Source organism: Spirosoma sp. KCTC 42546 (genome assembly GCF_006965485.1).
Classification (GTDB): Bacteria; Bacteroidota; Bacteroidia; order Cytophagales; family Spirosomataceae; genus Spirosoma.
The window spans coordinates 358701-380905 of the sequence record NZ_CP041360.1 but is presented as its reverse complement, the minus strand read 5'-3'; the positions used below and the strand labels follow the sequence as shown (position 1 = coordinate 380905).

The 22205-nt window shown below is 47.3% G+C and carries 19 protein-coding genes; 6 read left to right on the top strand and 13 right to left on the bottom strand.

What is annotated here, in order from left to right:
* The first annotated feature begins 4 nt into the window (after window positions 1–4).
* Complete coding sequence (locus EXU85_RS01635) at window positions 5–703, top strand: SGNH/GDSL hydrolase family protein (RefSeq protein ID WP_371731979.1); 699 nt, start codon at window positions 5–7, stop codon at window positions 701–703.
* Here EXU85_RS01635 and EXU85_RS01630 read toward each other — a convergent pair whose 3' ends face one another.
* The 11 genes from EXU85_RS01630 to EXU85_RS01580 all read right to left on the bottom strand — a co-directional run bounded on the left by EXU85_RS01630 (window position 704) and on the right by EXU85_RS01580 (window position 12237).
* Window positions 704–1402 (bottom strand): DUF2306 domain-containing protein, encoded by a 699-nt coding sequence (locus EXU85_RS01630; protein WP_142770410.1) that lies wholly within the window; start codon window positions 1400–1402, stop codon window positions 704–706.
* A 136-nt stretch (window positions 1403–1538) separates the two neighbouring features.
* Window positions 1539–2435 (bottom strand): LytTR family DNA-binding domain-containing protein, encoded by an 897-nt coding sequence (locus EXU85_RS01625; protein WP_142770409.1) that lies wholly within the window; start codon window positions 2433–2435, stop codon window positions 1539–1541.
* Between the two features lie 6 nt (window positions 2436–2441).
* On the bottom strand, window positions 2442–3065 hold the full coding sequence (locus EXU85_RS01620; RefSeq protein ID WP_142770408.1) for a rhomboid family intramembrane serine protease: 624 nt from the start codon (window positions 3063–3065) through the stop codon (window positions 2442–2444).
* A gap of 73 nt (window positions 3066–3138) precedes the next feature.
* Window positions 3139–4110 (bottom strand): polyprenyl synthetase family protein, encoded by a 972-nt coding sequence (locus EXU85_RS01615; RefSeq protein WP_142770407.1) that lies wholly within the window; start codon window positions 4108–4110, stop codon window positions 3139–3141.
* A gap of 63 nt (window positions 4111–4173) precedes the next feature.
* Window positions 4174–4998: a hypothetical protein gene (locus EXU85_RS01610; protein WP_246859396.1), complete on the bottom strand. Its 825-nt coding sequence runs from the start codon at window positions 4996–4998 to the stop codon at window positions 4174–4176.
* A 69-nt stretch (window positions 4999–5067) separates the two neighbouring features.
* Entirely contained in the window at window positions 5068–5502 is a 435-nt protein-coding gene (locus EXU85_RS01605; protein WP_142770406.1) for a nucleoside deaminase, read from the bottom strand.
* 103 nt (window positions 5503–5605) lie between these two features.
* Window positions 5606–6286: an NUDIX hydrolase gene (locus EXU85_RS01600; protein ID WP_142770405.1), complete on the bottom strand. Its 681-nt coding sequence runs from the start codon at window positions 6284–6286 to the stop codon at window positions 5606–5608.
* A 121-nt stretch (window positions 6287–6407) separates the two neighbouring features.
* Window positions 6408–7067 (bottom strand): hypothetical protein, encoded by a 660-nt coding sequence (locus EXU85_RS01595; protein WP_142770404.1) that lies wholly within the window; start codon window positions 7065–7067, stop codon window positions 6408–6410.
* Window positions 7068–7239: 172 nt separating this feature from the next.
* On the bottom strand, window positions 7240–9462 hold the full coding sequence (locus tag EXU85_RS01590; protein WP_142770403.1) for a S9 family peptidase: 2223 nt from the start codon (window positions 9460–9462) through the stop codon (window positions 7240–7242).
* A complete protein-coding gene (locus tag EXU85_RS01585; protein WP_142770402.1) occupies window positions 9459–9986 on the bottom strand; it encodes a DinB family protein in 528 nt (175 codons plus the stop codon). The genes EXU85_RS01590 and EXU85_RS01585 overlap by 4 nt, the downstream gene beginning before the upstream one ends.
* A 115-nt stretch (window positions 9987–10101) precedes the next feature.
* A complete protein-coding gene (locus tag EXU85_RS01580; protein WP_142770401.1) occupies window positions 10102–12237 on the bottom strand; it encodes a S46 family peptidase in 2136 nt (711 codons plus the stop codon).
* A gap of 524 nt (window positions 12238–12761) precedes the next feature.
* Here EXU85_RS01580 and EXU85_RS01575 point away from each other — a divergent pair.
* Window positions 12762–13592 (top strand): hypothetical protein, encoded by an 831-nt coding sequence (locus EXU85_RS01575; protein WP_246859394.1) that lies wholly within the window; start codon window positions 12762–12764, stop codon window positions 13590–13592.
* A 5-nt stretch (window positions 13593–13597) separates the two neighbouring features.
* Here EXU85_RS01575 and EXU85_RS01570 read toward each other — a convergent pair whose 3' ends face one another.
* On the bottom strand, window positions 13598–14938 hold the full coding sequence (locus EXU85_RS01570; RefSeq protein ID WP_142770400.1) for an NAD(P)/FAD-dependent oxidoreductase: 1341 nt from the start codon (window positions 14936–14938) through the stop codon (window positions 13598–13600).
* A 221-nt stretch (window positions 14939–15159) separates the two neighbouring features.
* Between EXU85_RS01570 and EXU85_RS01565 the strand changes: the two genes are divergently transcribed.
* Both EXU85_RS01565 and EXU85_RS01560 read left to right on the top strand, forming a co-directional pair.
* On the top strand, window positions 15160–17562 hold the full coding sequence (locus EXU85_RS01565) for a TonB-dependent receptor domain-containing protein (RefSeq protein WP_142770399.1): 2403 nt from the start codon (window positions 15160–15162) through the stop codon (window positions 17560–17562).
* Window positions 17562–18512: a DUF4249 domain-containing protein gene (locus EXU85_RS01560; protein ID WP_142770398.1), complete on the top strand. Its 951-nt coding sequence runs from the start codon at window positions 17562–17564 to the stop codon at window positions 18510–18512. The genes EXU85_RS01565 and EXU85_RS01560 overlap by 1 nt, the downstream gene beginning before the upstream one ends.
* 95 nt (window positions 18513–18607) lie before the next feature.
* Here EXU85_RS01560 and EXU85_RS01555 read toward each other — a convergent pair whose 3' ends face one another.
* Window positions 18608–19711 carry a chorismate mutase gene (locus EXU85_RS01555; protein ID WP_142770397.1) on the bottom strand — a complete coding sequence of 368 codons (1104 nt, stop codon included), beginning with the start codon at window positions 19709–19711 and terminating at the stop codon, window positions 18608–18610.
* Window positions 19712–19986: 275 nt separating this feature from the next.
* On the opposite strand from EXU85_RS01555, the gene EXU85_RS01550 reads away from it, so the two are divergent.
* Window positions 19987–21198: a proline dehydrogenase family protein gene (locus EXU85_RS01550; protein WP_142770396.1), complete on the top strand. Its 1212-nt coding sequence runs from the start codon at window positions 19987–19989 to the stop codon at window positions 21196–21198.
* 153 nt (window positions 21199–21351) lie between these two features.
* Window positions 21352–22131 carry a lipoprotein signal peptidase gene (locus EXU85_RS01545; RefSeq protein WP_142770395.1) on the top strand — a complete coding sequence of 260 codons (780 nt, stop codon included), beginning with the start codon at window positions 21352–21354 and terminating at the stop codon, window positions 22129–22131.
* Window positions 22132–22205 lie beyond the last annotated feature (74 nt).

The window sequence follows — 22205 nt, the reverse complement described above, 5'->3', positions numbered from 1 at the left end:
AATCATGGCAATCAATAAAATCATACAAATCCTGGTTCTGAACTTTTTTTTGGCATGCACCCAACCCAATATGATCGAGAACCCGAAGGCCGACGCGTCGAAATACAGTTTCCTATCACTTGGGGATTCATATACCATTGGGGAGCGTGTTTCGGAAGCCGATCGTTGGAGTGTCCAACTCGCAGGCCTGCTCCGCAAATATGGTCTGGATATAGCAAATCCTGATATAATAGCCCGAACAGGCTGGACAACAGCCGAATTACAGGACGCCATCAAAGCCAGTGGAAACCAGAAAACCTATGATCTAGTCTCGCTCTTGATCGGCGTTAACAATCAATACCGGGGTCAGAGTCAGGAACGTTACCGTACTGAGTTTCGGGAACTACTACAAACGGCTACAAAATTCGCGGGGGGAAAAACAGCCCACGTATTGGTGCTCTCAATTCCCGATTGGGGCGTGTCACCATTTGCTGCGGGACAAAATAAAGCCAGTATTGCCCAGGCAATTGATCAATTCAACGCGATTGCTAACGAAGAATGCGGAAAATTGGGCATTGCTTATATCGACATTACACCCCTAAGTCGATCCGCTTCCGGCGACGAGACTCAGTTTGCCTCCGATGGCCTGCACTATTCAGGTAAGCAAATGAAGCAATGGGCTGAGAAAGCATTGGCAACAGCTAAAGAGTCCTTGCAAAAATGATCAGGCCACTACGGGTGTCTTCGCTACACTAAATTTCTTCTTATAATAGCGTACTGTGCGGCTAATTAACATAGCGCCGAGGATACTGGGTGCAATCCAGCTGAGTGTAGCTGCCCATTCAGGCGCGTTGGCGGGCAGTATACGAGCCATATTCGTGACTAAAGCCGCTGTAAATGTGGCAACGTATGAGCCGCCCATGCGTGTGAAATGCTGAAAGAACCAATGCATTTTCTCGGTAGGACGATTCATAAATTGAATATCTCGTCCGGCAAATGTTAACGTCAAGAGTCCGAAAAAGGAGAATAAAATCGGGAAAAAAGATGCCCCATTCAACACCAGCAAATAGACTCCAAATCCGATCATTCCTACACTAACCAACAAGGTGATGAAGGTAAGTCCTTTATCAACTGGCGTTGGACCTGTTTTTTTCTGCTTTGTTGCCCGCCAGCCCGTCATGCTCAGGTAGAAACTAAAGATGGCAATACCAGTCAGGAATAGCCGCATCATTTTGAAGGGTTGCAAGGCGCATAATAGCAGAGCCGTAAGGGCAACCGTAATCATGCAATACACATAGATGAGTCCGGCACGGTTGTGCAACTGACTCCCTTTTTTAGAGAACATGGGAATCAGGCCAACCAATAGGGCCGTAACACCAGTGGCTATATGAATAATGAGCAGAGCAATAATCAGCGTTTTCATGGCCGTTTGTGGGGTTGTCGTTTGTTGGGACAAACCTACATCAACCCGTTAGCTCGCTGCAACTAAAAGGGATGAACAGCACCTTTAGGGATGTTTGGTACCTAAACCCGGCATCTGGGGTGAATGGTGGGGTGTTTTACAAGGTTTTTAGTTCAGCCACCAGCGTCTCGTTATACTGTCGCGCCACCGGTATCTGAAACTGTCCATCCAGTAAGTGAAGCTTGTACCCTTGCGCATTGCCCGTTACGCGCTCAACCCGGTTCAGGTTAACAACATACGAGCGATGACACCGAACAATGTGCGGTTTCGCTATCTGCTTTTCCAGCCGTCCCAGGCTACTTCGTAGAAGCGGTTTAACAGGCTGGCCATTTTTAAGGTGAACTACAGTGCAGTAGTTATCGCTGGATTCGATAAAAATCAGCGATTCGGCCGATATTACCAGTTTGTCTTTTTCATTATCCGCAACGAGTGTTACTATAGTATCAGCTATTTCTGTGGGGACAATAGTCGATGGACTGGCGTTCGTGAGTCCCTCTGAAGGAGGTATATGAATTGGCAAATCGGCCGCGGCCTGGCTGTATTTCTTGAGTTGCCTTATATAGTTAAGTAATACCAGACCCGTTATTGGAAAGATTCCAATCAAAAAGGTCACTAAAATCATCTTTATCCAGCTTAAACCACTTTGTTCTTCATGGCCTAATAATCCTATCAGATACAATCGGTTTGCAATAGCAATTAGCAGAACATTAATGGTTACGAACACGATTTCTCGCCTAACAGTCCAGTTCTGATCGCCGAAAAACCCAGGAAAAAGCCGCGGCCAGCCTATGAAGTTTACCGCTGTGATAACAAACGCAACTGCGCCAAACCCAAGTACCTTGAGTACCTTATAGGGAGTCTCCCATAAATTGATGCCAAACGGCTGAAAAACGAGCAGAAACAAGCCAACAAATACCCCAATCACAGCGGCCTTACGCAATTCCTGCACAGGCGCGTTTGTAGACGGATATGGCTGGTTAAACAGACTGAACATGGTAAATTAAAACAATCGCCAGCCAGCTATCTGTTCAAAAAAGTCAGGCAGTACTTGCGGGTATACGATAACCATGAACAAGATACCAAATAGTGCTCCGTAGAAGTGGGCATCATGGTTAATATTACCTGCCCCACGACGAGATTCATAGTAGGAATAGGCCAGATATAAGGGGCCAAAAATGAATCCGGGAATCCCAATTGGGATAAAAAACAGGTAGATAGGCGTTAATGGGCGAAATAGAATTGCGGCAAAAATAATGGCCGATACGCCCCCAGACGCACCCAGCGAATTGTATCCCGGATCGTTTTTATGCTTCAGAAGCGTAGGAATATCAGACACCAAAATGGCAGCTAAATAAAACCCAACTAAATAGATCGGCCCACTGCTTGCAAATAAGTAATTAAATAATTGCTCAATAAATCCACCAAAGAAGTAAAAGCTGAGCATGTTAAAAAACAAATGGCCCCAATCTGCATGCAAAAAACCCGACGTAATCAGTCGATAGTATTCTCCGCGGCTTGCCACCCGGTAAGGATTCATAATCAACCGATCCATCAGGTTGTAATTATTCCAGGCCGCAATACTGATCAGGACCGTAATGACTATGATAATAAGGGTTATGCTCATGTAGATTGATTTACGATTTACGATGTGCGAATTACGATAAATCAGCTATCGTAATTCGCACATCGTAAATCAGTTAGCTTTCTCGTTCAACTAATTGATGGGTAAACTGAATCAATAAATTCTTCCGGTCAGATCTGGCATTAACCTGATCGAAGTTGGCAAATCCACGAGCAAAGTACTCGTTAATTCGCGCTTCGGTTTGTTGACGAATACCTAGTTGATCGTAGATGGCAGTCACGGCCTGCACTTTTTCGCTTTTGTCGAAACTTGTTTGGGTTAGCCAGTTCGTTAACTCGTCCCGAACGGCCCCTTTCGCTTGCTGAAGTGCTTCGATCAGTAGAAAGGTTTTCTTATTCGCGATAATGTCGCCCCCAACTTGTTTACCAAACTTGGCGGGGTCGCCGTATACATCCAGCAAATCATCTTTTAACTGAAAACCAACACCAATGTTCATCCCACCTTCGTACAGGTGACGAGTGGTTTCAACATCAGCACCGCCAATTAAACCACCAAGCTCAAGCGCGTAACCCAGCAAGACCGATGTTTTCAAGCGAATCATATCAATGTATTCAGCTTCGGTAACATCCCAGCGAGTTTCAAAATTCATATCCATTTGCTGGCCTTCGCACACCTCGGCAGCAGTCCGACTAAAGCGTTCCAAAGCAGGCTTTAGTTTATCCGCTTCAACGGTCAGCAACAGTTGATAGGCATTCACCAGCATCACATCGCCCGACAAAATAGCCGTGTTCCCATTCCATTTTTCATGCACAGTCGGGTTCCCCCGACGTAATGGGGCCTGATCCATAATATCGTCGTGCATGAGCGTGAAGTTGTGAAAAACCTCTACTCCCAAGGCTGGCCGAATAGCCTTTTGCCAATCATCAGTGAATAAGTAAGTCGACATGAGCGTCAATAACGGACGCATGCGCTTACCGCCTAGACTCATAATGTATCGAATGGGGTCATAGAGTTCGGGCGGATATTGCCCGTATTGAATATACTGGAGTTCGTTTTGAAGGGCATCAACAAAAATAGCTGGACTCATTCGGTTGAGGGAGGCATCACTGCCGGGTTTTAGGCCAAAATTACAGCAAAAGCCCCCAAAAGCCTAACGACCAATCTGTCGGCGGTAACTACGTTGGCCTGGCGTGATAATTACGAATACCAGACGCCCCGTTAGTGTAAAATACCCGTCATTTTTACCCGTATTACCCCGCTGTTCGCCGGGTAGGTTAAGTGGAGTGCCCAGTTCGGCCCGCCGATCAGATAAAGCAGCGGCTAATGGACTCATGACGCTTCGGTCAGCATAAACCGAACTAACATCGTCCAGATAGTCGCTCAAGACGTGCGTGTAGGCGCCCTCCAGGTTAAACCGAAATCGCTCATTAGCCAATAGAGGCAGGCCAAATCCGTAGCGAATGCTGCCCGTCAATTGGTTATAGTTCACACCTTCGGTCTGGAGTATAGAAAGACCGTATGATTGACCCTGATATACGGCCTTCGGCCTCATATAAGTAATACCCACACCTGCCAGTACGTAGGGAATAGTGGCCCTGTAAGGGTCATTTACAGGCCATAAATCAACTTGAACACCCGCCCAAACGTCGGGATTCAAGCTTTTGAATGAGAGATTATTGTAGTAATTGCGGGTATATTTTTGCTGAGCATAAATGTAGTAAAGCTGCACCTCCGCCCGATAGGAAAGCTGTTGCGAAACCCTATAGGCCGCAGCCAGGTTAACGGCAGCCCCCAATTGCAAATGGGCTACATTTCCAAATTCACTCAAATCACCGGTATACCGTGTTGTACCCAAACCCGCGTTGAGTAGCCAGGTTCCAGGCTTTTCACTCCAAATTACCGATCGCTGCGCCTGTAGCTCAACAGCAAGAATACAGCTCGCCGTTAGGGCGATAAAAAAGACAGGAAAACGCACAGGGTCAGTTGATTACGGTAGTGGCATATGTGACGTATCGTGATTAGATAGGTAACATATGCCATTAACTCATAACTCCCCGATGTCTTCATTCCAGAGCGTTGGTTTCTCAGCGATGAATCGATTCATCATTTCGATGCATTCGGGCAAATCGAGGTCGATTACTTCTACACCATGCTGCTCCATAAACTCCCGCGCTCCTGGAAACGTCCGCGATTCGCCAACAATTACTTTCGGAATTTTGAACTGCACAATCGTACCAGCGCACATGTAGCAGGGCATAAGCGTCGAGTAAATGACCGTATCCCGAAACGAGCCAACACGGCCTGCATTATTCAGGCAGTCCATTTCGCCGTGCAGAATCGGATTGTCTTCCTGCACACGTTTGTTGTGCCCGGAGGCAACCAACTTACCATTTTTAATGAGTGTCGAGCCGATGGGAATACCGCCTTCGCTCAGGCTTTTCCGGGCTTGATTGATGGCCTCCTGCATAAATTCGTCCATGGTGTTTTGGTTTAAATGTTTGTTTGACGTTTGTAGTTGGATGTTGGCTGACGCGAAAGCAACTATGCGTCAACCAACATCCAACTACAAACGTCAAACAAGTCTACAATAACTTCATTGTCTCATAATCCCCCACATGCTTCAGGTACAGAAAATTAAGCAGTAGCCCATTCACATTGGTAATAAGCTTATGAGATTCGGGAATCGTTGCCACTACGCTGGTGATGCGTTCATGTTCTGCTTCACTCCCCATATTTTTGAGGTGAAACGTCATGATTTCATCACGACTCATTTCCTTCTCTATATAGAAAAAGTGCATGCCTTCGTCGCTGGTACCCGTACTCGGAAACCAGACATGGGGATTTAGCTTCGTCAACTCGTCGGCAGTAACAGTCAGGCCAATTTCCTCCCCTAGTTCGCGAGCAGCTACATCGTTGGGCGAATCGCTGGCATCAACCATTCCGGCAGGGTGCTCGTAGGTCTGTGAGCCATCGGCAATCCGTCGTTGCTTTACTAGCACGACAAACTTCTCTTTGGTGGCACTATCAATCAGGCAAACCAGCATCGACGCAGCATGACCTTTCAGAAAGAGAGCGGGTGGAATTTTATCGCCTTCGGGCGTATCGGCGTCCACTTCAAGCATTGCAAACAGCACTTCGCCATTATGCCGGCGACGAATGTAAGCCTCCTTGATGGCGTTAATCTTCATTCCATTCGCTTCCATCTGGCTTTTCCAGTAGCGAAACTTGTGTGCTTCTTCGAGCGATTCCTGTTGCTTACTCATACCTGCAAATCACGTAAAAAAAATGTCTTCATAACAGTCGTATCAACTATTATGAAGACGAACTAATCTAGTTTTCTGATTCTTTATGGCCTATTTTTAGTAGGCAGGTCATGAACCCAATTTAATTCATTTTTAGCCTGAAAGTTCCGTTTGAGATAACAATCTGATCCTCTTTCTCCTGCTTTTTATAGCCGTTTCCTTCGGGGTCAATATCCTGATCGTAACCCGATGCTTTGGTAATGGCTTTATCCTGCATCTTGTTCATTAACCGCCCCATACCACCAAAAACGGTAGCCGATGCTTTCTCTTTCCAGTAACTACCGGCCAGTGTACCGCCGAAGGTAGCTTCCAGAAACCCATCTGTACCTAGTTTGACCTGGATTGTCTCGTCGGCATTCGTCGATTTGCCAACGTGGTATTCCATACGAGGCTCTTTGGTCTCTTCAACGTATTTGATAACGGCAATACCTTTATACTTGCCCATATCCTCATATTTCTTCTTGTTTTCCTTCGTATCCGGCTTGTCGGCATCCACCACCAAATACGTACCCGATTCAAGCACATCACTTTTGTCGAATCGACCCAGCCAGATTCGGAGTGATTTATCCGGCTTGATCGTGTTGGCAGTTACCCACCAGAAATTAGCAATCTTGATTCGGCGCGGTTGCGTTATAAACTCTTTTCCATCAATCTGCGCCTTCAGCGTATTATCATTTGCGATTTGTGCGAAGCTGGTCGTAGTCAAAAAAAGCAAACCAAGAAACAGATAGCGAGTAGCCATGGTCGTTTAACAGTTAATGATTCCGGTAAACTTATGGAAATAAACCATTGAGTACCATGACCGTTTTAGTATCCGGTCCATTTCTGTTACAAACGTAACGTGGGAGGAAATCCGCGATTTTCAGATAGTATTTATCATTAAAAAATCGCTGGTTTCCTCCCACGTTACCTGGCTATTTCTGTGTGAGCACTTGCGAATCTGGTCCGATATACCGCTCGAAGAATTCATAAATCCGGAGCAGCCGGTCAATCCGCTGACGAACATTACCCGTCCGACTTAGCTCATGCGTAGCACCGGGCATCCGTACATACTCAACCGGGCGTCCTAATATTTTCAGGCTTTTGTACATCATCTCGCTCTGGATGGGCCCTGTTCGAAGGTCATTCTCCCCATGTTTAATCAGCAGAGGAGTTCTGATATTCTGAACAAAGGTGTAAGGAGAATTGGCATCCAATACCTTCGCTTCGGCCGACCAGGGATAAGCGAAGTAATTTGGAATGAGTCGCCAGGCATTCCCTTCACCCAGGAATGTGGTCAGGTCATACACACCCCGTTGTGCGAAGGCGGCTTTAAACCGATTGTCATGTCCAACAATCCAGGCCGTAAGGTACCCGGCATAGGAGCCACCCGTAATCACCCGCCGACTCGTATCAACCCAAGCTTCTTTAGCGGCATCGCTTTCAGCGGCTAAAACGTCCTCAGCTGGACCCGTGCCCCAATCCTTGATATTGGCCCGCTGAAAATTGATGCCGTACCCGCCCGATCCGCGTGGGTTTGCGTAAACGATCCCGTAACCCTGCGCGCACATATATTGAAACTCATGCCACATCGACTGCTCACCTGGGCCCCACATAGCGGTTGGGCCGCCGTGCATATTGAGTAAAAGTGGGTATTTCTTATTGGCCTCAAAAACCGTCGGCTTCATAATCCAGTAATCCACGGTCTGGCCAATTGAGTTTTTATAGGTGCGTTTTTGCGGGAAACTAAGCTGACGTTGAGCCACCCAATCGTTGTGATTACTCAGCTTCGTTTGTGCTTTAGCTGTTTCATCTGTTACGTACAGTTCCGATGGGTTAGCCACTTCGGTTTTTGCAAGAACCACCCGATTGCCTACAACATCAAAACCTGTAACACCGGCCTCAACGTCTGTTAATTGCGTAACCTGACGCGTAGCCGGATCGAGCCGATACAGAGGAGCCCCGCCATTCGAGGAAGCAGTAAAGTAGATCACATCGCTTGGAGCGGCTTTTTTACCTTTTCCTGAACTGGGGAGTGTTGCCCAGACCAGATTCCCAGCCGCTCGGTCGAAGGTGACGAGTTGAATACCCGATGCTGTTGAGCCATTCAGGGCTGCCAGTCCAATCTGAGAAAAATTGACACCTTCCGATGGGCTGACCAGAAATGCCAGTTGTTTCCCATCTGGCGATACCTCCGGCGCACCGTAGCTTTTACCGGCTTCGCCTAGTACCAGCGTTTTCTTGCCAGAGCCATCTGCCGAAACAAAGAAGATAGCATTGTCCTGCTCACGGTCGGGGTGCTTCATCGAATCCAGATCGGCAACAGCCAAAAGGCCTTGTCCACTGGGTAGCCAGTTAGCAGCGGTATACGATGAATAACCGCGCGTCAAGGGTTTAGGCGTTGCGCCCTCGGCCACATCAATCACATATACATGCGTGAAGGTTATATCTGGCTCGGTGGTAGCTTCGCCCTGAAAATTGAGTCGGTTGATCACTTTCGCCTTTTTATCCTCAACATCTTTATTCAGATAAGCGCGGATTTCGGCCAGCGAACCATCCGGATTAGGCTTTATTTTCTTATCGACTTTAATGAAATTGTTATTGGTAAAACCAGGCTTTTCGAGCGACCAGGACGGCCCCCCTTTTGTTGGATTCAGCAGCGAATCGGTTAATAGCTGCGCCATAGTTACGCCAGCTGTAAACGCAATTCGTTTCCCATCCGGAGACCAAACCGGGCTGGCTGCGCCATAATTGCTGTTCGTCAACTGCCAGGCTTCGCCCCCATCCAATGGCATGATAAAAATCTGCCCTTTGGCTTTCACCGTTCGGACAAACGCCAGCCACTTCCCATCCGGCGACCAGGTAGCTTGCCGTGCCGACTCAGGGCCACGCGTCAGTGCTTTGGTATCTCCAGGTTTCAGTCCTGTCAAATAAATGTGTGTTTTGTAATCATATTCTTCGGGTCGGCCCTCCGATTTCTGGTCGGGATTCGCTTCAATGGTGGTGAGGGTATAAACCGCCCGTTGCCCATCGGGAGCCAGTTCAATGCCACCAACTTGTTTGATTCGTGTAAGGTCGGTAACGGTGATCTTTGATTTTGTCTGCGCGCAAACGGTTTGCGCTGCAATGGCGATGAAGAGTAAGGTTCTTTTGATCATAATTTGGTAAGAAGAGGTAAATAGCGTTCCCGAATAATGTTAGCATGATGTCGGGCATGACCAACCATGACAAAGCCCAGGGCCAGTACAGAAATGGTCTGGTGAAAACAGATGCCGCTACGTAACAGCATCTCATTGTCGAAACTTTTGTACAGCGCAATAGTGGACTGCCGTACATCGGCATACTCGGCATATAAATCGGGGATAGTCCGGCGCGTGGCGTGGGCATTTTTACCAAACAACTCCTCGTCGTAACCGGGCAAACTGGTTTGATCATTACGGGCAAAACGTAGCGCTCGATAAGACATAATACGCTCGTTATCAATCACGTGTTGTACAATATCTTTTACCATCCATTTATCGGGCGCATACCGAAGATCGCCAATGGCCTCAAGTTTATAGGCTGGCATCAACGTTTCAAACGACGCAGCTTGCGTCAATGCATCCATGATAAATACGTTATCGGCGATATTGATATATCGGTCGAAAAACTGAGGCATCACGGGAATTTCAGATTTAGTCATAGGACATAGGTGGGTGTTTATAGTAATTGGTATAAGGTTTATGGTATTCGGTGGCTGACGCGTCAGCTATCCATGCGTCAGCCACCGAATACCATAAACCTTATACCGTAAACTTTTATTTCTTCACTGAACCGGGCTTTGCTGGCGCGCCAACAAGCTCATTTACCAATCGGTCGGCTTTGTAAATATAACGCATTGCGGCAATGATGCCACCGGTATGTACTGAGATGGTTCGGTTTAAATCAGGTACGAAAATAAATTCACCCGGTAAGCTTTCCATATTACCATCAAAGGCCAATCCAACAGCTTCGCGGTTTTTATTGATCATTGGGCTACCCGAGTTTCCCCCAATAATATCATTCGTAGAAATAAAGCACATCGGTTGTTTGAGCAATTCCATTGGCGGATTTTTCCAGCGAGCGGGCAAATCCCAGGGAGCTTTATTCGCAAACGAATAATTACGATCATACAGGCCGGCAAAGGTGGTTAGAATAGGTGCCTTTGTGCCATTATAGTCGTAGGACTTCACCACGCCATCATTGATTCGGAGTGAAAACGTGGCATCGGGAGGTACGGCCGTTCCGTACACATCATACAGCATACGACCCAATTGACCGCGCAAAACCTCCTGTCGTTGCGTAAGTTGCCGGGCTTGCCGGGCGGCTGCTACATACCGGGGAAACCCAATTCGAGCCAGCGCCAGCATCGGATCGTTTGATGAAATAGCCGAATTTGGGCGCGTGGATAACTCGCTTAAAAAGGCTGGGTCGGTAAGTTTAGTGTTTTTGACAAGATAAGCCGCAGCTTCTTTAGGCGTGCGACTTTTTCCATCAGGCCCCGTAAGAGCCGCTTTCACATACGGATCATCAGTACCAAGAGCCGCTTGTGCTTCGGCCAGATGAGCCGCCAGGTAGGCTTCTTCCAACGCTAAATCTTTCACCTCTGGAGCCACCATCAAGGAACGGGCACGCTCGGCATCCTGCGGGCGTGAAGCCAGCAATTCACTGAATTGGGTAGCTACATTGGCAAAGGTCATCAGCTCGCCCATTGTCCGTTCGCTGGGGGCCAAATAGTTCGCATCTTTAAAAAGGCTTCGTAATTGCGCTGTGCTGGCAGCAATTTCGTCCCAGGTTTTTAGTTGATCGGCAGGAAGGTTTTTAGCTTTGGCGGCTGCCTTGAACTGGCTTTCGAAGACGGCCTTACGGGCTAGCAAACTAGCATCGCGCAGGCCTTCCAGTTGGCCACCGTAGGCTTTCAGGCTGTTCTCGTAGCTAAAAATCTCGTTTAATACACTGTCGTTTTTCGCCGTAGCATTGTAGGCTTGCAAGGCAGCAGATCGGTTTTTAAGGAGTTGAATAGTAGCGGGCGTTTGTAAATCCCGGTCGAACTCCAGTTCGGCTACCGTTTTAAGGCGTTCCGTATGCCCCGGATTACCAATTACGAAAATAGGTTCACCATCCCGAACGCCATTTGGGTTAAATTTGAAGAAATGAGTCGTTTGCAGGGGCTTCCCATTGTCATACACCCGAAAAAACGAGCAGTCGAGCGCATAACGAGGATAGGTAAAATTGTCGTAATCGCCACCGAAGAAGCCAAGTTGCAACTCAGGCATGAACACCAGCCGTACATCGGTATAGCGTTTGAATCCATAAAGCGAGTAACGGCCTCCGTTGTAAAAGGTGATGGTTTGTAACTCCAGCCCTTTCCAGCCAGCTTTTTCGCCATATTCCTGTTTTACGGCTAAAAAGGCTTCCTCGCGGGCCTGTAGCTGCGCCTGTTCCGATTGAGATGCACCCCCAGTCATTGCATCCTGAATGCGCTTCGTAATGTCCTCGATCTTCACCAACTGATCGACGAATAAGCCATCTACTTTCCGTTCCTCAGCGGCTGTTTTGGCAAAAAAACCGGTGGCGTTCAGGTCTTCCCCTTTACGTGTCACACCTGTTCCCGACTCGCGGGCGCAGTGGTGGTTGGTCATCACAAGGCCATTTGCGGATACAAACGAAGCTGAGCAATAATCCGCAAACCGGAGCGACGCCAGCCGGGCTTCATCGAACCACTTTTCGTCGGGGGTAAACTTATAGGTCTTCTGAAAGTAGTCTTTAGGCGGATTGTCGAACGTCCACATCTTACCCAGATCGAGCGGGCCGCCTTTCGTTGTATCAGGAGTGGATTGAGCTGGCGATGAACTGGCCAGTGCTGTCAGGAAGGCACTTGCCAAAAAGGCAGTGCGAAGGTTGGTGCAACGCATTGAGTTAATCAGGACGGTGAATGTACTTAATGGAACGCGAAATTGAGCTAAACGTTTTAAGTATCCGCTCAGCCGCCGTCGCGTGCTGAAACTTTAACTGAACCTTAATCAGCAACCTTTAATCGTTGACAGGCTCCAGTTATCTAATCCTTGAATTACAAAAAAAATAGCTTCACAACCATGAAAACGTCAAAATTGCTCGGACTTTTAACAGCCTTGATACTTTCTGTATCAGTAGGGAGCTGTACATCAACTTATTATAGTCGCCCTACTTATGGCCGCCATTACGGAGCCAGACGCCCTTATGGTCCACCACCAAGGCCAGCCAGACCTTATGGTGGAAATTATGGATATGGCCGTCCTGGTTGGTAACTAGATGCACTGATTTATCTCCAAAAGTATATACTTCACCGGTATGTACCTTTGGGGATAAAGGTATAGGGATGATACGGAACTCAAAGAGGTGAAATACGCTTTAGTTAGCATTTATCACCTTTTTACCACCGTCATTTACTGTACATTACATGAAGCGTAAACCTTTACTGTTCACTCTTTTAGTATATTCTCTACTACAACCTGTTTTCGCCCAACAGTCTCTTCCCGAAAATTCAATTAAGCTTGGTAAACAGCGGGGCAGTATTTATTTCACCTGGGGCTATAATCGCGACTGGTACACCAAAAGCACAATCCACTTCCGAAATACAACGACAGATAATTACGACTTCACATTTATTGATGCGAAGGCCCACGACCGGCCTGATTTACACGATTGGTATAAGCTCAATAACCTGACGGTTCCACAGTATGACATGAACCTGGGTTATTTTTTCAACGATAAACGCGATCTGGGTATCGAGATAAGCTGGGACCACCTAAAATACATCGTTACCGATAACCAGATTATGCATGTACAGGGTCAGATCAGGGGTCATCAGATTGATAAAGACACGCTTGTAACACCCGATTTTGTGCATTTACAGCACACCAATGGCAACAATTATCTGATGCTCAACCTGGTAAAGCGGCAAAAGCTATGGCACTCTAAAGCCTTTCAACTGAGCGCCATTGGTAAAGTTGGCGGTGGCCCGCTGATCTCCTACACAATCTCAACCATACTAGGCAATAACGATGAAGGCTATTTCCATTATCATGGTATGGTAGCCGCACTAAGCGCAGGCCTGAAGCTCGACATCTTTAAGTACTTTTTTTTACAGACGGACTTTCAGGGCGCCTGGGTCGATTACACCAATACTCGCCTTGGGGCAGACCACCAGGGGCTAGCTACGCACCATTTTTATTCGCTTCAATATAAATATCAGTTCGGCTTCAATTATCCGCTCGGGAGTCGTCGGTAAGATTTTCACGCTTGTTCATTTTGCGCCATCATTTCCCGGCCAACTTTATCATCTTTTCGCACAAATGGCCGGATAATGATTCGGGTACCCCGTTCGTAGGTAAATAGCCGGTATACCCAGTTGCTGAACACGATCAGCTTACTACGGAAACCCACTAAATACCAGATGTGGACAAATAACCAGGCCATCCATGCAATAAAGCCGCCGAGATGAATACCCCCCGGCAAATCAGCAACGGCCCGACTACGGCCCACAATAGCCAGCGATCCTTTGTCGAAGTACTCAAAAGGCGTTGTCGGTTCGTTTTTAAGAATTCGCTGGATATTTTTCGCCAGATGTTTTCCCTGTTGAATGGCGGGTTGTGCCACGCCAGGGTGCCCTTTTGGATAGTCTTTCAGCTTCATAAAAGCGATGTCTCCAATGGCAAACACATCTGTCAATCCCTGAACACGGTTAATGGGATCGACCAGAATTCGCCCTTTCTCCGTCGATTCAGCCGGAATACCGTCGATGAGCGCACCCGTTACACCAGCTCCCCAAACCAAGGTTTGTGTTTTTATTTGTTCGCCCCCTTTGAAAGTCACCGTCTCCCCATCGTAGGATTCAACCAGTGTATTTAATTTGACAATGACACCGAGGTCTTCGAGGTATTGTTGTGCTTTCTGCCCGGCTTCGTCCGACATAGGTGGCAATACTTTACCCAGCCCTTCAACCACGTAAATACTCATCTGACTGAAATCCAGTCCCGGATAATCGCTCGGTAGCACATGCTTACGCATTTCGGCCAGCGAACCGGCCATTTCAACGCCGGTTGGGCCTGCACCGGCAATCACGAAGGTGAGTAAGCTCTCCCGTTCAGCAAAGTCAGTTGTAACGCTGGCCTGTTCAAAACACTGTAGAAACTGACTTCGGACGTTGAGCGCTTCGGGAATCGTTTTCAGTGGAAAGGCATATTTCTGTATTTGCTCATTGCCAAAGTAATTCGACTTTGAGCCGCTGGCAATCACTAAAAAGTCATAGTGTAAATCGCCAATCAGGGTGGTAACCGTTTTGGTAGCCGGGTCAATTTTATTAACCCGAACCATTCGATAGTGAAAATCATTAAAGCCATCGAACATTTTACGAAAGGGCTCTGCGATGGCATCAGGCTCTAAACCAGCGGTAGCTACCTGATATAGTAAAGGCCAGAAACCGTTATAGTTCTGTTTATCGAACAGCACTACCTGCACACCGGAATTGCGCAGCGCTTTAGCCAGATTCATGCCCCCAAAACCGCCCCCGATAATGACAACACGGGGTTTATGGGTATCGGGTATATTGAGCGAAAGTTTATCGAATTGAAGCATCGTTATTCAGGTTTTACGTAAAGAGGGATTGACTGGTTATAGTACCTTATAGTCAGACCTTTTGTTTCGATATGAATGAGAAAGTGAGCAATGAATTGTGGGGTCTGTCGTTTCATGATATAATCCTTTTCTCAATAAATGTTAATTTAACAAGCGGCTTATGACAAAGGGCCAAAACGTATATCAGCTTCGCTTTCCAGTTGGTCAGAATTACCTCTACTATGAGAACATTTTTTTACAGCTATTCATTTTTTTTCCTGTCAATCAGCCTTTTAAATGCCCAGACTATAGCCAACAAGTTCACCGTCAGTGGTTACGTCCGGGAGTTGGGTAGCCAGGAAGCACTTATTGGTGTAAATGTATATCTGCCCGGTACCACCACCGGTACGACCACAAATACATATGGCTTTTACTCACTGACGCTCCCTGCGCAGGATAGTGTACGGCTGGCCTATTCGTTTGTAGGCTACGAAACAGCAGCCAGTACGCTGGCCCTACGTACTAACCAGACCCAGAATGTATTCCTAACACCGGGTCGGGCACTCTCGGAGGTGCAGGTAAAAGCGGGTACGTTAGTTGAAAAAGTGAGCGAAAGCCCACGAATGAGTACCATTGATGTCCCTGTTGCGCAGATTAAAAAAATTCCGGCCTTCCTGGGTGAAAAGGATGTATTGAAAGTATTACAATTAATGCCGGGTGTTCAGAAAGGGTCGGAAGGACAAACGGGCATTTACGTTCGAGGGGGTGGCCCTGACCAAAACCTTATTATTCTGGACGATGCCGTTGTGTATAATGCCAGTCACCTGTTCGGCTTTTTCTCGGTCTTCAACGGCGATGCCATTAAGAGTGTTGAGTTAATAAAAGGTGGCTTCCCAGCGCGGTATGGCGGGCGTTTATCATCGGTCATTGACCTGAATATGAAAGACGGTAACCGCGACAAGATCCACGGTGAAGGAGGGATAGGCCTTATTGCCTCCCGGTTCATGCTGGAAGGACCACTAACGAAGAATAAAAAGGCTTCTTTTCTGGTATCCGCTCGGCGCACTTACCTCGATATTATTGCGGCCCCGCTCATCAACGCGCAAACAAAGGGCCAAACGCAGGCAGGCTATTATTTCTACGACCTGAATGCAAAGGTCAACTATGATTTTAGCCCGAAAGACAAACTATACTTAAGCGGGTACTTCGGCCGAGACAAGTTCTACGCGCATGATAATACCCAAAACAATGACATTGGCCTAGGCTGGGGCAATGCAACCGGTACACTTCGCTGGAATCACCTGTTTAACCAGAAACTGTTTGCGAATCTGTCGTTGATTTTTAGCGACTATAAATTCCAGATTTCAGCTGTAGAGAAGAGTTCGATTGGCACTGATACGTACTCACTTCAGTACAATTCCGGTATCCGGGACTTATCGCTGAAATATGATGTTGACTACTATCCATCGCCCCAGCATTCAGTGCGAATGGGCGTGCAAAGCACCTATCATCGGTTCACACCCAGCGCTGTAGTTCTGCAAAATGCGGGTATCAGCCAGTCGATCGACAATATTGAACATATTGATGTGCTTGAATCAGGGATCTACGCTGAAGATACCTGGCGACCCTCTAGCCGATGGCGGGTAAATGGAGGCCTGCGACTAAGCTATTTTCAGCAAAAAGATGCGGGCTACGTCAGGCCCGAGCCTCGGATTTCAGCCGCTTACACCCTCAAACCGAACTTATCCATCAAGGCATCGTACGCCTTAATGAACCAGTATGTACACTTGCTGTCGAATACGGGCATTGGCCTTCCAACTGACCTTTGGGTACCCACCACCGACCGGGTGAAACCACAGCAATCGCAACAGGTAGCCATAGGCGTTGCCAAGGACTTCACTGACAAGGGGCTGACGCTAACGGTAGAGGGGTATTACAAGACGATGAATAATATCCTCAACTACAAGGAAGGAGCCAGTTTCTTGCTTATCAACGATCCTACTTCGGCCAACAGCGTACGTTGGGAAGACAACGTAACGGCAGGCCGGGGCTGGTCATATGGGGCTGAATTTCTGCTGCAAAAGAAAGTGGGACGATTTTCGGGATGGGCGGGTTACACACTCTCCTGGACCCAATGGCAATTTGCGGACCTGAACGGCGGGCAACCCTACTATCCTCGCTACGACCGACGGCATGATATTTCGTTGGTTGGCATTTATGAACTGAACAAACGTATTACTCTATCGGCAGTTTGGGTTTATGGAACAGGGAATGCGTTAACCGTTCCAGTTGGCCGCTACGATACCTATCGGGCGGGCAATACACTGGTGTATGGGGGCTCGCCTGGGATTGTCCAATCATTTTTTACGAATCCTCGCACCGTCGATGATTACGGTACTCAGAAAAACAGCTTTCGGGCGGAGCCTTATCATCGTTTTGACGTAAGTATTCAGTTTCATAAGCAGAAAAAACGCCACGAACGCACCTGGGAGATTAGTTTTTACAATCTCTACAACCGCAAGAATCCGTTCTTTTATCGGCTCGAATCCGTAGCGGCTACTGCTACTGAGCCCGCTCGTACGGCTCTATTTCGTTATTCCGTTTTCCCGATTGTGCCAGCAATCAGCTATAATTTCAAATTCTGATGCATCTTACACGACATATTCATAGAGCATTTTTCGCCCTGAGCGCACTTCCAGTATTACTTGGATGTACCAGCTTGCGAAATGAGGTTGATCCAAGTCAGCTAGGGCTCGCGGCACCTAAGTTGGTCGTAAGCGGTTTTTTCTGTCCACAGGATACGGTATTAACTGTAAAAGTAACCCGTTCCAACACCGTAGTGGGCGACAGTATTAGCCTGTTACAAACGGGTAATAATATCACCGATGCTATGGTTACCCTTTCGGAAGGTGACCGTTCCGTTGTGTTACCTTATACGAACATCAATCCCGGCAGCGATTCATCGCAATCCTTTTACGGTATAAGCGCACGTAGATTGCCCATTATAGCAGGTCGAACCTACAAACTCACAGTCGTAACAGCTACTGGTCAGCGGGCAACTAGTACCTGCACTATCCCACAAGCCGTTGATCCAACAAGTATTAAGTTTGATTCGCTGACAGAGACTCAGAATCGCAGGCAAACAGAACGTTATTTTGTTACCGTTCGCTGGAAAGACCCAGCCGGACAAACCAATTCCTATCAGGTTGCCGGTATTTTCCGCTATACCACCGCTGCCAATGTTCGGGAAGAACGATACAATAGCCTATCATTCGACGATGAGAATCGAGGGTTATTTCCAGATGCAGGTGTCGATGGCACACAAATGGAATCCGGAAGGGCTTTTCTAACGGCTAATTCATCAACCGGTAATCTACAAACGAGCTTCTATAGCCAATACAATACGGCAACCGTTACGGTTAATTTGCTGAGTGTCGATCAATCGTATTATCGATATCAGGAGGCTATCATCCGCCAACGACGCTCCCGTAATAACCCGTTTGCCGAACCTGTCCTGATCCCAAGTAATATTGAGGGCGGCCTGGGTTGCTTCGCAGGTTATAACAATGCAACCCTTACGATGAAATTGAAGTAAAAAAGTGGAGTAAGTGAAATGGGTGCAGTGAGTGCCGTAAGTTTTAGTCCTTACTTCACCTACTGCACCCATTCCACTTACTCCACTAAAGCAAGCTATGCGCTTTGCGCTGCGCTGTGGATAATCTCCGTTTGTTTCCGAATCGACTCCATGTGGATAATCTTGTAGATTTCTTCCACCAGTTCAGGGTATAAACCCAGTTTTTGGCCTAATTCGGTACGCGTTTTCAGAATTTCTTTCCAACGGTCAGGCTGGAAAAGCGTCACGTTATTGTCACGCTTGTATTCGGCCAGGCGTTCAACCAGTGCCATCCGGGCAGCCAGCATCTCGACAATCTGCCGATCTACGTTATCAATACTGCGTCGTGACTGCTCTGTAAAGCTCTGAAATTCCAGATTTTGCGATTCAACCTGACGAATTTGCAGATGATCGAGCATCTCACCAAAAGCAGCAGGGGTCAACTGCTGTGCAGCATCACTCCATGCTTTGTCTGGATCGATGTGCGATTCAACGATCAGGCCATCGTAGTTAAGATCGAGTGCCATCTGAGCCAGTTCGTTCAGATAAGCCCGCTTACCAGCCATGTGGCTTGGATCGCCAATGATAGGCAATTGTGGGAAAATCGACTTCAGTTCAATGGCCATCTGCCACATCGGTACGTTACGGTACTTGCTGGCTTCACCTGTTGCAAATCCACGGTGAATAGCTCCTAATTTCGTAATACCGGCTCCGGCAATACGTTCAAAGGCACCAACCCAAAGAGCTAAGTCAGGGTTTACAGGGTTTTTTACCAATACAGGTACATCAACTCCACGAAGAGCATCCGCAATTTCCTGTACATTAAATGGATTAACGGTGGTACGGGCACCTATCCACAGGATATCAACACCATATTTCAGAGCCAATTCAATGTGCTGGGGGGTAGCTACCTCAACCGCAAACGGCAGACCCGTTTCGGCTTTGGCGCGCTGAATCCAGGGCAGAGCGGCTTCGCCCATACCCTCAAAACTACCCGGCCGGGTGCGGGGCTTCCAAACGCCCGCGCGAATAACATGAACCGCGTCCAGTGCTTTCAACTGGCGAGCGGTTTCAACTAACTGATCTTCGGTCTCAGCACTGCAGGGGCCCGCAATGATCAGAGGTTTGCCGTTGGTCTCAATCCACGATCCCAGCGGCTCTACGGCTAATTCGACTTTCATACTTAACGCTTAATCTAAGAGTAATACCGATCTACTCTATCGGGAACTTTCAATTTAATTTTATGGTATATTTGCAAGGGAATTGGCTGTATTTCAAGCCGGTTCCTTAATTTGTCTAAAACCATTTTTAGTTTGTCCAAATAAGCCGCGCCGGTGAGTTAACCGATTGACCGAAATTTCGTTATATATTTCGGTCGTGTTAGCCGACACGCATTTAAGTTATGCAAGTAGCACCGCCCAAACGGAGCACTAATATGTCGAACCGAAGTAATCTAATGCCGGAGACAGTCCAGGGCCTTACTGATGTAAAACCCGTTTCATTTGAGGACACTTCGATTGCTTTTTCGTCCCAGTCGGACTTCAAACTCCGAAAGACCTACTGGTTATTTGCGTTGATGAATAAGGGATGGCTGGTAAATTTAGGTACTTTTTTTATAAAGATCGCCTTACGCCTTCACCTTCCCATCAAATTCCTCATTAAAAACACTATTTTCGAACAATTTTGTGGAGGAGAGAGTATCCGCGATTGCGAACAAACCATCCGCCATCTCCACGACGTCCATGTTGGTACTATCCTCGATTATTCTGTTGAAGGCGAAGAAACTGAAAAAAGTTTCGATGAAACAACGCTCGAAATCCTCCGCACGATCGAACGCGCCAGCGAATCCAAAGACATTCCTTTCTCGGTTTTCAAAGTAACAGGCGTTGCTTCTACGGAACTGCTTGAAGCTGTTCAGATTGGCGACTCGTTGAACAAGGCGCAAAAGGCTGAATTTGACCGGGTCATGCAGCGGGTCGATACGCTTTGTCGGCGCGCCTACGAACGAAATGTCCGCATTTTTATTGACGCCGAAGAGAGCTGGATTCAAGACACGATTGATACGCTGGCGTATGAAATGATGGATCGCTATAATCATGAGCGCCCCGTTGTTTACAATACGTACCAGATGTACCGCTGGGAAAGCTTCGATCATTTACGCCGTGACACCGCCGAAGCCCAGGCCAAAGGGTATTATCTAGGGGTAAAATTGGTTCGGGGTGCCTATCTGGAAAAAGAACGGTTACGTGCCCACGAAGAAGAATATCAGGATCCCATTCAGCCTACCAAAGAAGATACTGACCAGGCGTTTAACGGAGCCATCGACTTTTGTTTAGAGCATAGGGATACCATCTCAGTATGTCTTGGTACTCACAATGAAGACAGTTGTCAGTATTGTATCCAGCAAATGAAACAACTGGGTATAGCTCCAAACGACTCCCATATTTATTTCGCACAGTTATTGGGAATGAGTGACAACATCTCTTATAACCTGGCCAATGCAGGGTATAATGTGGCTAAATATGTGCCTTATGGCCCTGTTGACACGGTAATGCCCTATCTGTTCCGGAGGGCCGATGAAAATAAATCCATTGCCGGACAGAGCAGCAGAGAGTTCACATTGGTGAGTGATGAATTGAAACGGCGGAGAAACTGCCGGTCAAGATAAGTGGTCAATAATGGTCAGAGGTTGTCATTGATGGTCAAGGGTTATCCTTACAACCTGACTACTCTTGATACGCTTGACTACATATGACAAGTATTTAATGACTGGCACAGCAAGCCGGGCAACCCGAGCCATGCTGTGCCACCTTTTTTTATTATGATTCAGAAAAGTCCCTTTAAATTTTTTCTGCTTACGCTAGTCCTGATTGCTCTTGATCAGGGGGTAAAACTGGCTGTTCATCAGTACATGGCTCCTGGTTTTGCCGGTCAGGTTAAGGTAGTTGGCGACTGGCTCAAGCTACATTATGTACTGAACCCGGGCATGGCATTTGGGATGCAGTTGGGGCACGAGTACGGCAAGCTGTTATTGAGTGTATTCCGGCTTTTTGCGATGGTCGGCATTGGCTATTATTTGGTGAATCTGGCCCATCGTGGTGCTCCCAACGGACTTTTATGGGCAATGTCCATGATTTTGGCCGGAGCAGTTGGCAATGTTATTGACAGTACGTTTTATGGGGTTTTTCTGAATAACGCTCCCTATGGCTCACCTACTCCCTGGTTTCATGGGCAGGTGATTGATATGATTTTTGTTGATGTTTGGGAAGGGTTCATTCCTGACTGGGTACCTGTCTGGGGAGGTCAATATTATTCAACGCCCATTTTTAATGTAGCCGACTCCTGTATTTTCATCGGCGTTTGCCTAATTCTATTCTTCCAGCGCCGGTTCTTCGGTGATCAGCACGTTGAAGACCATATGCTTCCTGTTTCTGGCCCAGATCCGGTTGAAGCATCCGTATTACCAACGGAAGAATTTATGGATAGTGACCGGGAGTCACAATCTACACAAGATGAAATTGAGGAAGAGACACCAGCCGCTGATAATCAGCAGGATACTCCTGAATCCGTTCTACCTGATGAGGAAAAGCATTCGGAATAGCATTCCGAACTGACGATATTAAAAAAGGCTTGCCATATGGCAAGCCTTTTTTAATATCAATCTCGAAAGAAGCA